This window comes from Pseudomonas sp. 67(2021), from assembly GCF_017491835.1.
Lineage (GTDB): Bacteria > Pseudomonadota > Gammaproteobacteria > Pseudomonadales > Pseudomonadaceae > Aquipseudomonas > Aquipseudomonas atacamensis.
Map to the genome: position 1 here is coordinate 47,825 of NZ_JAFGYL010000021.1, position 13,970 is coordinate 61,794.

General features: G+C 61.2%; 5 protein-coding genes. 1 reads left to right on the forward strand and 4 read right to left on the reverse strand.

Annotated features, from left to right (window positions below):
• Positions 1-97 precede the first annotated feature (97 nt).
• Positions 98-7,204: a TcdA/TcdB pore-forming domain-containing protein gene (locus J5M66_RS22135; protein WP_207809478.1), complete on the forward strand. Its 7,107-nt coding sequence runs from the start codon at positions 98-100 to the stop codon at positions 7,202-7,204.
• Between the two features lie 77 nt (positions 7,205-7,281).
• On the opposite strand, the gene J5M66_RS22140 is transcribed toward J5M66_RS22135, so the two are convergent.
• The 4 genes from J5M66_RS22140 to purH all read right to left on the reverse strand — a co-directional run bounded on the left by J5M66_RS22140 (position 7,282) and on the right by purH (position 13,890).
• A complete protein-coding gene (locus J5M66_RS22140) occupies positions 7,282-7,878 on the reverse strand; it encodes a MarC family protein (RefSeq protein ID WP_016771870.1) in 597 nt (198 codons plus the stop codon).
• Positions 7,879-7,940: 62 nt separating this feature from the next.
• Complete coding sequence (locus J5M66_RS22145; RefSeq protein WP_207809476.1) at positions 7,941-10,718, reverse strand: hybrid sensor histidine kinase/response regulator; 2,778 nt, start codon at positions 10,716-10,718, stop codon at positions 7,941-7,943.
• A gap of 99 nt (positions 10,719-10,817) precedes the next feature.
• Complete coding sequence (purD, locus tag J5M66_RS22150) at positions 10,818-12,113, reverse strand: phosphoribosylamine--glycine ligase (protein ID WP_207809474.1); 1,296 nt, start codon at positions 12,111-12,113, stop codon at positions 10,818-10,820.
• Positions 12,114-12,282: 169 nt separating this feature from the next.
• Positions 12,283-13,890: a bifunctional phosphoribosylaminoimidazolecarboxamide formyltransferase/IMP cyclohydrolase gene (purH, locus tag J5M66_RS22155; RefSeq protein ID WP_110644938.1), complete on the reverse strand. Its 1,608-nt coding sequence runs from the start codon at positions 13,888-13,890 to the stop codon at positions 12,283-12,285.
• Positions 13,891-13,970 lie beyond the last annotated feature (80 nt).

A 13,970-nucleotide genomic window follows, 5' to 3' on the forward strand; every position in this document is an offset into this window, starting at 1 on the left:
CAGCACTTGTCGAGTGTCGTTCAAATCAATCTACCGCTCTGCAGCGGCGCGAAAGTGTGCGCGGTCAATGAGCCATTTAATAAACAAGGAGTGTGTAATGGCTTTGAAAAACGATTATTCGTTCGGGCGAGCGTTCGTATCTGCGCAAGAGTATTCGGTGATCTCCAGGGCGTTACGGGAGTTCTCTGCCTCGGCGCAGTACCAAGCGCTGAACGACTGTTACCAGCAAGCCAGTCAAACGACCGATCCGGTGTCGTTGTTGACCCTGGCGAGCCTGTTTCAAGAGCAACTTGCAGCGCTGCTCAAACGCAAGAAAACCCCTGTCCCGGTGGCTGTCGATGACATTGCGCGCGGGCTGCAACATTATCTGTCACGGCTTTCGACGACCGTGGAAATGTTGTCGGGGCTGACCCGGCCGGTTCCGAAGGTTATCCATTTCGTTTGGGTTGGCGGCAGCGAAGTCGGGGTCAATCAGCGCGATTACATGAATATCTGGCGTCAGGTGATGGCGGCGGAGGGTTACCGCTTCAACCTTTGGTACGACAGCGATGCGTTGCTGGCTTTCGAGATGAACCGGGTCATTCTCGACAGTGCCAGGGCTGATGCGATGGCGTCCGGTGGCGCTGCACTCAAGCATGCCGGGCAACTGGCGACGATGATTGAAGACCGCGCACGGGTGTTGAAACAGCAGATGTTCGACTACCTCAGCCAGCCGAAGTGGAAGGGGCGAGCCGATCAAGCGCGCATCGATCTGATGGTGCGTGCTTATGGCAAGGACCGCGCGACGCTGCAGGCTTTTCGTCAGCGCTGCCTCGACAGCCATCTGGCGATGGTTGGCGCGGATCTGCAATTACGCGATGTATCTCACGCCTTTGCCGATGACTTGCTGGCGGACGTTTACCGCCGCGAAGTGTCGATGCGCGGTAACTTTGCCGCAGCGAGCGATGTGGTGCGCTTGCAGGCAGAACTTCGTGAAGGCGGGCGTTATACCGACATGGATTATCTGCCGCCACTGCTCGATAAGTTGGGCGGTGTCGATATCAGCGATTACAGCCAGACGCAGAAAATCGGTGTTCTGCAACTTCTATTGAACAACAACCCGCAGTTGATGCCTGGACGCGATCCGCAGCATTACCCCGACAGAACCGGCAGTCTCCCAGAACAACATAAACAACTTCTCGAGGATTTTGCTCGCAGCGAACCGGACGTGCTTGAACTGTTCGTGCCGCCACAGACCGTGGAGGCCGGTGAGAACGGCTTTCGCATGGGGCTGCAAATCGGCGAAGAAATGAATGCACATTTCATCGCCCAGCCGGGCAGCGGCATGACGATGTCGATCATGCAAGTCATTCGGCTTAATTACGACGTGCTTACTGAAGTTGAAAGACGCATGGCCAACTCGGGATCCGGGTGGGCCGACAGTGAAACCCTGACCACGGTCGCTGCGGCAGTCATCGAAGAGATGTTGGTCAGGTCGAACTTCACCAACTGGAATGAAGCTTATGCCTACCAATTGCTCAAAGCGGTTGTCACCTATTACCAGGACGGCATTCGTAATGACGCGGGGGGAACGGTAACGCTCACCGGCCCCGGCGCGGCCCTCGCCGGATTGCATGAATACATTGAAGCCAATTGCGATCCGTTTTTCACTCGTCAGGTGCTGGCGCAACAGCGTTTGCGCGAGGGCTACAACGTCAATACCGAAGAGGAAACCATTTCCGGCTGGATCGTCAGGGGCACGGAAAAAGACTGGCTGGAGATGGAACACGCCCGGTGGGCCGAGGGCAAGCTCAAATCCCGTTATGCCGGACGCTTGTCCGACCTGCTCAGTGATCGAAGCCTGACCTTCGAACGCGGCTGGCCCGTTGTCGAAGGCAAACCGGTGCTGTTGACCGCGGTGCTGCAGCGCTTGATGGATGATCTGGGCGAGCCGTTCATCCGAGCGATGCGAGACAAGCTGAGCGGGGAGGTTACCTTCGATCAAGCCGTGGTCATCGACTTCGACACCCGCCAACAGGTGCTGGCGCAAGGACCTGTCGTGGCGCCGAGCTCCCGTGGCGCGGATTCCGTCAGCCATCTCAACGAACTGTTCAGCCGCATCGCCCACGGCACGCTGCCGCTGGAGCAACTGAGCCCCGCGATGCGGGTCGTGCTCGGGGGGATTTTCGGCGCGACGAGCGTGGACGAGGGCGGCTTCGCCGATACCTGGCAACAGGTGCGCGACCTGGCCATCGCAACTGACCGCGACGGCACTTTCGCGCGCTACGATGCGATTGAAAAAGCCGTGCGCCAGCGCCGCTCGGCGGCGTTCGAGAACGGGCTGGGACGCGACCTGCCGACGGCCACATCGACGACTCGCGAACTCAAGGTGCAAGCCATGTCCGAGCCGCTGACGCTGCGCCAGTGGGGCGAGCGTATCGGCCAGATCAAGCGCAGCGCCCGGCAGGAGTTTCGCACGCAGATCTTGCAGCGCAGCGGCCAGGTGCGTGACGTCTTTTTCAAGGCCGGCGCGGTGTCGGTCAAGCAGTTGCCGCAGGATCTGTTGCAGCACAACGCAGGCGACCCGGGGCGCCGCTGTTATCCGCTGGTGCTGCTGATGGGCGCCGCCGTTGCAGCTGGCGAGCCGGCGGAGCGGGCGTTGGTCGGGCATGTCGCCAGCGCCAGCGCGAGTCCCGACGAACTTGGCTCGCGGGCGTTGCGCAGTGCGCTGGACGAACTGCGCGCCTTGCCCACCGGCGAGGTCGGCAGCGCTCGCGGCGTGCAACGCCTGGACGGCATCATGGCTGCGCTTGACGCCAGTGCGGCACCTGCGGTGTTGCTGCTCGACACCGGCGACCACGCCCTGCTGCTGGCCAAAGTGCGAACCGGTGAGCACGCGGCCTATCGCTTCTACGACCCCAACTTTGCTATCTATGGGTTTGCCGATGGTGCGCAGTTGCAGCGTGGCGTAGAGCATTATCTGAGCGCAGACGATAACGCGCTGGCGAAGCTTTATAGTCTGGGCGATGCGGCCAACGCGCCATTCAACGTGATCGAACTGGACACCTCGGCGATCGCCGAACGCAGGCTATCATCGGATCTGCGCGTGGACAGTTTTCTGCACAACGTTGCACTGGCCGATCCGCAGGGAGCGTCGATCTGGCACAAACAAGCGTTGGCCCGCACCCGATCTCTGGGCGAAAACGCTCGACTGGGCGCCAGTCTCGCGCAACTGGATGCACGCTACTGGGCCAGCGAGTTCGAGCAGGCGACCGAGCGCTTGCGCCTTGAGCACAAGCTGGCGGGTGATTACGTGCCGTTGCTCGATACCCTCGGCAACAAAGCCGACGGCGGCCACAGCATTACCCTGATCGATCCGCGCAATGCGCAAAACACCCTGACGGTGATCACCCGCGATTCGCGCTTTCAGAAAATCAGGCAATACGTCGAACGACTCGTGCAGGGCGGTGCGGCCAGGCCCGGGCAGACGGCTGACCACGACGGTGGCAGCCGGCTGAGTTTTGCCTTTGCGATCCAGACGCTGATCAGTGAAATGCGCCAGCGCGATTACCGCGCTGGCGATACCGTGCCGGCGTTGACCGTTGCTCTGCAGATCCAGGTGTACGTCAGTTATGCACAGCTGGGCTTTGGTGTCGCCAGCGATGCTGTGCAGATCGTCCAGCTGGTGCGTCAGGCAGCAGCGGCCGAGCGGGCGTTGCAGCAGGGCTCATTCGCCGCACGCCTGGCAGGACAGGCCACGACGGGCGTTGGTGTGGCATTTTCCGTGGCCAATATCGGCTTCGACATCTACAACCTGACGCAGGCAGAGAATCATGAGCAGCGAGCGCGGTTCTCCACGTCCCTGGCGTTCAACACGGCGGCGCTGGGTCTGGATCTTGTCGCCCTGGCAGCGGGCGGAACGGTGGCCGCGTTCGCCGCAGCGCTGGCCGTGCCGCTACTGGGCGTGGGTATCGGGGTGACCGCCATTGCCAGCAATCTCGGGCAGATCATGGACAAGGCTGCGGCCATTGGCGAGCACCTCTCGCAGATTCACGACGCTTATCAGCAATCTTACGAACGCGCTGGCGCGGTCTTGCAGTTCCCCGCGCTGGCCGTGATTACCGAGGTGGATCTGCACAGCAGAAGGGTGGCGTTCGAGGGGCAGAAGTTTTACCCCTGGAAAGGCAGTGCGCTGGAGCTGCCGCAGTACGACGATGATCCAGCCAGGCGACATGCCGCGATCAACATCCCCAGAGCCTTTCAACGGCCTGCTGTCGGCAGCGTCTGGGGGACCTTGCCCGAGGCGCTGGTGCTGCCCTGTTCACCCGTCTGTTACTACGGCTACGAATATCAGCTCGGCAGCGCCGGGGCCGTGCCTTTTTCCACGACCCGCTATCCGCGGTTGCATGACCGTCTGGCACATCAGCTGGAATATGACGCGCTCGGTAACCGGGTGTTTTACCTGTTCAGCACGCCGTTTGCGCCACACATCCTTTACAAGCTGCATCCGGTCTTCATGGCCACGACGATCAAGGTGCAGTTGAGCGCTGAGGTCAGCCAACTGGTGGTTCCGGACCTGCCACCAGAGTGGCGCGAGAAGATTGCCTACCGGATCACCGCGCCGCAGGGGCAATACCGGATTCGATTGGTGCCAGGCCTGCTGGCGGTGAATTTCGAACAAGCGCAGGGCTGGGAACGGGTGACATGGACGGTGCAAGCGTCCTGGGCCCGGGTGGAACAGGTCAGCTTTCGGGAAAAGCCACGGGACAGCATCGACAGCGCACCTGACATGCTGGTCGATGGCGTGATGTTGAATCGTTTCGACGGTGTCATCGAGCTGGCCGAGGGGCTGTTCCGGATCGACTGGACAGGCCTCAGCCTGCATCTGATCGGTGTTGTTCTCGACTACGAAAACGAAGCTGCGGATCAGCTGCGCAGCGCCGACATGACAGCCAGCGGCATCCCGGCGCCGGTTCAGCGCTATCTGCGCGCTCAGGTCACAAGCGGGCAATTGACCGCAGCGTATTTGCCGTTGCGTAACTTCAGAGTGCCGTTCAATTCGCCGGGCCAACCAGTGGTGACCACCGGCTATTACGACACTGCGCGGGACCGGGTGCTGTTCGCACGTAACCTGCCGCAGGAGGTCAATGAGGGCGTGGTTCTGGCAGGCGTCAGCGCCCGCCATGCGTGGTTCTACCATCCCGATCATCCATCGCTGTGGCGGGTCGATGTGCTGACCGGTACTGTCCAGCATCGCTACCGACTGAAAAATCCGCGTATGGGATCGACGATCATTGGCTGCCAACAACAAGCCGATGGTGCGCTGCGGATTGTGCAGAAGCTGACGGCAGAAGCGTTGCATGGCACCACCACCATCGAGTATCGGATCACCGGTCGGGATGTGGAGCTGACGGCTTGCAAGATCACTTTCGCGGCAGAGGATTATCGGTTCGAACCGCGCGAAGCGCTTCGACAAATCGATGCCCCGTTCAGGCGCGAATCGCCAGATACGGCCGCCAGCAGTAGCGGCTGGTCTTATGCTCCGTTCATTGTCGTGGAAGGCTATGCCGGGTTGCGTCGGCGCGACCGGGCCTGGCTGAACAAGGCGACGGGCAAGTGCATTCAGGCCGGGCAGGACCGGTCCTGGCCCGAGGACTTGTTGATGCTGGTGCCGTCCAGCGCGGAAAACAGCGCGGTGCTGTTCTATAGCCCGCAGGAGCGGACGATCAGCCGCGGCATCGAACCCCGTGCCGGTCATTGGCAGAATGTGGTGATCGAACACGATGTGGTGGAGGTCACTCAGACCAATCAGCGTTTCATCGCCACCAAGGACGACGGCCGACTGTTCGAAATCGATATCGTCGACGTGCCGGCAGCGGCAGCGATCGACGACGCGATTGTGTTTCAGTACGGGGTACCTTCCCTTGCCCACAGAAGCGATGAGGCGTGGCTTGATCAGGCCGATAAGCCGTCGATTCTGCGGTTCGCCGGTGTCGGGCAGCGTTGGTTGCAGCGACATTCCGATTGGTTGAGCGCATTACCCGCGCTGGCCACGAAAGCGCCGTTGCTGCCGTTGCCGATCTTCGGTTTACGTGATGTGGCAGGTCAGGCGTTCCTGGCGGCATGGTGTGTCGATGGCAGAATCGCTGTGGCCGATATCGGTCAGGGCAAGGAGCTGGCGCTGCTCGGTCTGACCCCGGATCAAAGCGCTGTCTGGTTGCTTGAGGTCAGCGCCGGACAACTTTATCGCCAGCCGCTGATGGCGATCGAAGCACTGCGGGGAGTGTTTGCCGAGGACCATCGCTTGCTGAAATCGGAGGCGCTCGGCAGGCCTGAAAAGGTCTGGACGTCATGGACTTTTGCTGAGGTGCGACGCCAGGGTGAAGGGCTGGTCGCGCAGACCCTCGACGGGGTGCATCTGCAATTGCTGGATAACCAGCCGGCAATGATCGTTGGCGTGGAAAATCGCTGGTCTCATGTGCCGGGTCAGAGTGATGAACAGTTACGTGCGCGCCTGCGAGCGTTGTTGCACGGACATGCCCACGCGTCTGTCATACAAGTGGCAAGTGCAACCGGACGCTACCTGTATTACCTGCCGCAACTTGACCGGCTGTTCGATCTGGCCGGGCGCAGCGACGGGCAGTGGTCGGCATTTCTCGGTACGCGCGGGTCGAAGCAGCCGATGCTGTTCGACCCGGTCGACCAGTTGATTTTCAGCGCCGGCCCGAACGACGGCGTCTGGCTGCCCGGCAGTTATGCCCAGCGCGACGCCGAAGTCCTGGCGCTCGAGGTGGGTGATGACATGACAGAGATCGAGCCATTGCTGCCCGAAGGCGTCGCCAGGCTGCTGCTGGCTTACGGTTCGCAGACCTCGGGTTATCGGCTGTCGCAAGCGTCCTTCCAGCGCCTGGACTGCATCGTGGTCGATGGACGACAGGCTACAGATGCTGAAACGGCAGAACCTTGCCTGCTGGATCTGGATCTGGACGAGTGCGGGCATTGGTGGATGTCACGGGTCGATGACGATGTGGTGCTGACCGATCCGGACTCCGGACACAGTCTGATCGTGCGTAATTTCGACGGACAACGCCCACTGCTACTGATGCTGCCCATCGCCGGGCGGCCACATACCTTGACGCTGGCTCAAGGGCTGCAAGCCTTCGCCACTGCGCGCGGTGTCGAGGCAACGGTCAGCCTGACAGCGGTGATCGCAGCGCTGCGCTGAGGCCGCCATGCACAACAAAACGCCGCGAACGGTGACCGTACGCGGCGTTTGTTGTGGCGGTTGCACTGCGACAATGCTCAAGGCACCAGATAACCCTTCACACCGGTAAAGATGATTTGCGCTGCCAGCGCGCAAACGAACAATCCCATCAAGCGGCTGACAATCTGCAAGCCCTGATCGCCGAGAATCCGCTCGATGCGATTGGACAGGTACAGCACCACACCGACAGTGAAACTGGCGAGCGCAATACTCATGATTGCGGTGAGCTTGTCGTCCCAGTGCGGCTGGCTGACGCCCATCACCAGCAAGGCGCCGATGGTGCCGGGGCCGACCGTCAGCGGAATGGTCAGCGGCACGATGGTCACGTCCTGCTGCACATTGTCGGCCTGCACCGCCGGTTTGCCCTGAGCCATGCCGAGCGCGGAAATGAACAACACGCTGCCGGCACCGATGCGGAAGGCGTCCACGGTGATGCCGAAGACATCGAAAATCACCCGCCCGAACAAATACAGCAGAACACTGGAAATCAGTGTGGCGAGGGCGACCTTCCACGCCAGACGCCGCTGTTCCTTGCGCGAATAGCCACGGGTCAGGCTGATAAAGCAGGACAACACGAAGAACGGGCTGTAGAGCACCAGCATCTTCAGATAAACGCTGAACAACACATGGAGCATGATGCAAGCTCACTGGCGATGGAGTCGGGGGGAGTCTATCAGGCACCGGACAATCTGTCGGTTTACGACGGCTGGGTCGTGGCCCGGTTCTGCTGATCGCGTTCGGCGACCCAATGCTCGATCAGTTCACGCAGTTGCGACAGCTCCACCGGTTTGGACATGTGCCCGTCCATGCCGGCCTGGCGGGCGCGTTCTTTATGTTCGGCGAGAATGTGCGCGGTGAGGGCGACGATCGGTGTGCGGATGCGCTGATTGCTGACTTCCCAGGCGCGCAGTTGCTGCGTCGCGGAGAAGCCATCGAGGATCGGCATTTCGCAGTCCATCAGCACCAGGTCGTAACGCTGGGCCTTCATCGCTTGCAGCGCTTCTTCGCCATTGCTCGCGGTGTCCGGTTGCAGATTGAGCTTGCCGAGCATGCCGCGAATCACTTTGGTCGAAATGGTGTTGTCTTCGGCGACGAGGATGCGGAAGTCGCTCGGCACCTTGGCCGCTGTGGCCGCCGTAACGACCTGCGGCTGGAACACCACCTGGCCCTTGTTGCGTTGATTGAGTTCGTCCGCCAGCGTGGTCTTGAGCGTATAACCGGCCACCGGTTTGGCCAGAATCCGTTTGATCCCGGAATTGCGCGCAATGATCTTGCTCGGCGCGTTGCTGATGCCGGTGAGCATGATCAGCAGAATGTCGTGGTTCAGGCTCGGGTCTTCCTTGATCTTCGCTGCCAGTTGCATGCCGGTCATGCCGGGCATGTTCTGGTCGAGCAGGACCACGTCGAAGTAATCGCGCAGGTGCGCCTTGGTGCGCAGCAGCGCCAGCGCTTCCTTGCCCGACGGCACGGCGCTTACATTCAGGCCCCAGGCGCTGCATTGCTGTACCAGCACTTTGCGGCAGGTGTCGTTATCGTCGACCACCAGCACCCGCGCGCCCTGCAGCGGGCTGTCCAGATCGGAGGTCGGATGTTCGAGGCGATCCGGGTCCAGTGGCAAGGTCAGCCACAAAGTGCTGCCCTGGGTGGCGCCGCTCTTGATGCCGAACTCGCCTTGCATCAGACGAATCAGTTGGCGCGCAATCACCAGGCCGAGATTGCCGCCCAGGCGATTGGCCGAGAGGAAGTGCTTGCTGTGCAGCTCGGCGTGCAGAAGCGCCTCGCGCTCTTCCGGCTCCATCGGTACGCCGCTGTCCTGCACGGCAATGCGCAGGCGCGGTTTGCTGCTGCGCTCGTCCAGGGCAACGACGATCAGCACTTCGCCTTCTTCGGTATTCTTCAGGGCGTTTTCCAGCAGGCTCAGCAAGGTCTGGCGCAGGCGCGTCGGATCGCCGCTGATTACCCGTGGCACTTGCGGCTGGATGAAGCTGATCAGCTCGACGTTCTGTTGCTCGGCCTTGGCCCGGTAGATGCTCAGGCAATCATCTATCAAGGCGTTGAGGTCGAACTGCACGTCATCGAGTTCGATCTGCCCGGATTCGAGCTTGGAGATGTCGAGGATCTCGTTGATCAGCGTCAGCAGTTCGTTGCCAGCGCTGTGGATGGTCTGCACGTAATCGCGTTGCTTGACCGACAGCGGCGTGCCCAGCAGCAGCTCGGTCATGCCCAGTACGCCGTTCATCGGTGTGCGGATTTCGTGGCTGATCTTGGCGAGGAATTCGGCTTTGGCGTTGATTTCGGCGTTGCTTGCCGCGAGGTCGCGGCTGATGCTGAAACGGCTTTCGGTGATGCTGCGCTGTCGCTCGCCCAAGGCAATGCTCATCAGCAGGCCGCTGATGCAGATGAACACCATCAGCGTCATGATCAGGCCTTGCGGCGTAACCAGTGTCAGCCCCAGCAGCGCCGGCAGGATAACCAGGGTGCCAATGTTGAACACGACCATGGCGGCGACGAACAGACGCGCCGGGCGGTAGCCTTTTTGCCAGTGATAGAAGCCCACCAGCAACATGCTCAGGCCGGCCAGTGCGACCAGGGCGTAAGTGATGATGTTCAGCGGCAAGGTGTTGACGAACAGCAGCAACAGGCTGCACGTGACGATCAACAGGATGTCGCCCCACAGCAGTTTGTTCAGCGCGTGCTGGCCCAGTGGCGCAAAGAAGCGCAGGGCGAACATCAAACCGGCTGGAGCCGTCAGCAGCAATGCCAGATAAGCGCCCGGCGTCTGAATGGCTTGCCAGTTTGGCAGCCACGGACCGGCGAGGTTGAGCAACAGGAACAGACTCAGCCCCAGCAGGCCCTCACAGATCGCCAGCCACAGACTGCTGCGCGAGCGCGAGTAGGCGTAGCGCACCAGGTTGTGCAGCAGGAGCATGGCGAGGCAGCCGAACAGCAGGCCGAAAATCAGCGTCTGCTTCTGATCGGCGGCGCCTTCGATTGCCGCTTGCAGGGTGATGTGCGGGCGCAGCTGATGGCCGGAAACCATGCGTACGTAGACGTCCAGCGGCTTGTCAGCCTGGGGCAGCGGCAGCATGAAATCGCTGCTCGGCAACGGATGTTCCGCCTGCGGCCGTTCGTTGCCGGTATTGCGTTGCTCGATCAGCCGGTCGCCGTCGAGCACGTAGAGATTGAGTTGGGACAGATCGGGGGCAAAGATGCGCAGCACTTGTTCGTGCTTGCCCGGCGCCAGTTTGAAGCGCAGCCACAGGGCGCCCTCGGGTTCGGCCGCGGTCAGGCGATCAAGCTCGATGGGGCTGAATTGATTGGTGTAGCGAGCGGAGCGGATGTCGCTCAGTTGCAGGATGCCCTGATCGTCAAGCAATACCGACCAGCCACTGCCTTGCGCGGCCTGGGCCGGGAGCATGCAGAGCAAGGTCATCAGCGTGACGGTGAAGCTTATGGCAATCCTGAGCCAGCGCACGGCGAAATCCCTTCGTAGGTTGATGCCAGAATATAACGATGCGCGACGACCGAACAGCCCGGCGAGGAATGGCATCCCGCGCCGGGCCTGATGGATCGCTTACTCCTGGGTTTCGCCGCGTTCACGGGCAATGGCGCGGTAGCCGATGTCCTTGCGGTAGAAGCAGCCTTCCCAGTCGATGGCAGCGGCAAGTTTGTAGGCCTGCTGCTGAGCTTCACCGACGGTGGCGCCCATGGCAGTGGCACACAGTACACGACCACCGGCAGTAACGACCTGACCGTCTTTCAGTGCGGTGCCGGCGTGGAAGACTTTGCCTTCCAGACCTGCCGCCGCGTCCAGACCGTTGATCGCTGCGCCTTTGGCGTAGTCGCCCGGGTAGCCGCCAGCAGCCAGAACGATGCCAACGCTCGGACGCGGATCCCACTGTGCTTCGATCTTGTCCAGCGCTTGCGCCAATGCGGCTTCAACCAGCAGCACAAGGCTCGATTGCAGACGCAGCATCACCGGTTGGGTTTCCGGATCGCCGAAGCGGCAGTTGAACTCGATGACTTTCGGGTTACCGGCCTTGTCGATCATCAGACCGGCATAGAGGAAACCAGTGTAGACGTTGCCTTCGTCGGCCATGCCGCGCACGGTCGGCCAGATCACCTGGTCCATCACGCGCTGATGCACCTCGGCGGTGACCACCGGGGCAGGGGAGTAGGCGCCCATGCCGCCGGTGTTCGGGCCGCTGTCGCCGTCACCGACGCGTTTGTGGTCCTGGCTGGTGGCCATCGGCAGCACGTTCTTGCCGTCGACCATGACGATGAACGAGGCTTCTTCGCCGTCGAGAAATTCTTCGATCACCACGCGCGAACCGGCGTCGCCAAACGAGTTTCCGGCGAGCATGTCACGCACGGCGTCTTCGGCTTCGGCCAGGGTCATGGCGACGATTACGCCTTTGCCAGCAGCGAGGCCATCGGCCTTGATCACGATCGGCGCGCCTTTCTCACGCAGATAAGCCAGGGCCGGCTCGATCTCGGTGAAGTTCTGGTAATCGGCGGTCGGGATCTTGTGGCGGGCGAGGAAATCCTTGGTGAAGGCTTTCGAGCCTTCCAGTTGCGCAGCACCGGCGGTCGGACCGAAGCAGTCCAGGCCACGGGAGCGGAACAGATCGACCACGCCAGCCACCAGCGGCACTTCCGGGCCGACGATGGTCAGGGAAACGTTTTTCTCGGCGAAGTCAGCCAGTTGCTCCAGCGCCAGCACGTCGATGGCGACGTTCTCGCACTTGGCTTCAGTGGCAGTGCCAGCGTTGCCCGGTGCAACGAAAACCTTCTGCACACGCGGATCCTGAGCCACTTTCCAGGCCAGAGCGTGTTCACGGCCACCGCTGCCAATGATCAAAATATTCAAAGAGAGACTCCTTCGGAGAAGCTGCAAGCTACAAGCTGCAAGTAAGGGCGGGTATGCATCGCGCCAGATGGCAGCTTGTGGCTCTGAGTTAAGTGAGGCTGCAACTGCAAGGGAAAGCGACTCAGATCAGCTTTTTCTTGCAGCTTGCAGCTTGAAACTTGCGGCTGCTTCAATGACGGAAGTGGCGCATGCCGGTGAATACCATTGCGATGCCGGCTTCATCAGCAGCAGCAATCACTTCGTTGTCACGCATCGAACCGCCCGGCTGGATCACCGCAGTGATACCGACCTTGGCCGCGTTGTCGAGGCCGTCGCGGAACGGGAAGAATGCGTCGGACGCCATGACCGAACCGGCTACTTGCAGACCGGCGTGCTCAGCCTTGATCGCGGCGATGCGGGCCGAGTTGACGCGGCTCATCTGGCCGGCGCCGACACCGATGGTCTGGCGATTCTTGGCGTAGACGATGGCGTTGGATTTGACGTACTTGGCGACTTTCCAGGCGAAGATCAGGTCGTGGATTTCCTGTTCGGTCGGTGCGCGTTTGGTCACCACTTTCAGGTCGTCGGCGCTGATCATGCCGATATCGCGGCTCTGCACCAGCAGGCCACCGTTGACGCGTTTGTAGTCCCAGGCAGCGGCGCGCTCAGCCGACCACTCGCCGCAGGCCAGCAGGCGTACGTTGGCTTTCGCGGCAACGATGGCACGGGCTTCTTCGCTGACCGATGGGGCAATGATCACTTCAACGAACTGACGCTCGACGATCGCTTTGGCGGTCTCGGCATCCAGTTCACGGTTGAAAGCGATGATGCCGCCGAACGCCGACTCGGTGTCGGTGGCGTAGGCCAGTTCGTAAGCCTGACGGATGCCGCCTTCAGCGTCCGGGCTGACCGCCACGCCGCACGGGTTGGCGTGCTTGACGATCACGCAGGCTGGCTTGACGAAACTCTTCACGCATTCCAGCGCAGCGTCGGTGTCGGCGACGTTGTTGTACGACAGTTCTTTGCCTTGCAGCTGGGTCGCGGTGGCGATGCCGACTTCGGCAGGCTTGGCTTCCACGTAGAACGCCGCGCTCTGGTGCGGGTTCTCGCCGTAGCGCATTTCCTGAGCCTTGATGAACTGGCTGTTGAAGGTGCGCGGGAATTCGCTGCGACCTTCAGTGCTCAAGGTTTCAGCGGCCTGGTTCACGGTGCCCATGTAGTTGGCGATCATGCCGTCGTAGGCGGCGGTGTGTTCGAAGGCCTTGAGCATCAGGTCAAAACGCTGAGCGTAGGTCAGGCCGCCGGCCTTGAGATTTTCCAGGACGTTGGCGTAATCGCTGGCATTCACCACGATGGCCACGTCTTTATGGTTTTTCGCTGCCGAACGGACCATGGTCGGCCCGCCGATGTCGATGTTCTCGATGGCGGTCGGCAGGTCGCAGCCTGGCTTGTTGATGGTCGCTTCAAACGGGTACAGGTTGACCGCTACCAGATCGATCGGCTTGATGCCGTGCTCGTTCATGATCGCGTCGTCAATACCGCGACGACCGAGGATGCCGCCGTGGATTTTCGGGTGCAGGGTTTTCACCCGACCGTCCATCATCTCGGCGAAACCGGTGTAATCCGCGACTTCCACTGCGGCAACGCCGTTGTCACGCAGCAGCTTGAACGTTCCGCCGGTGGAGAGGATCTCGACGCCCAGAGCTTCGAGCTCCTTGGCGAATTCGAGGATCCCGGTCTTGTCGGAAACGCTGATCAAGGCGCGGCGGATCGGCAGGCGGGTAGTCTGGTCGGTCATCTCAATTTCCATCAAAAGCAAAGGAAGTCAGCAAAAAAGGCGACCGTTTTTTACGCGGGCGCCTTTCTGGTTTGATTGAA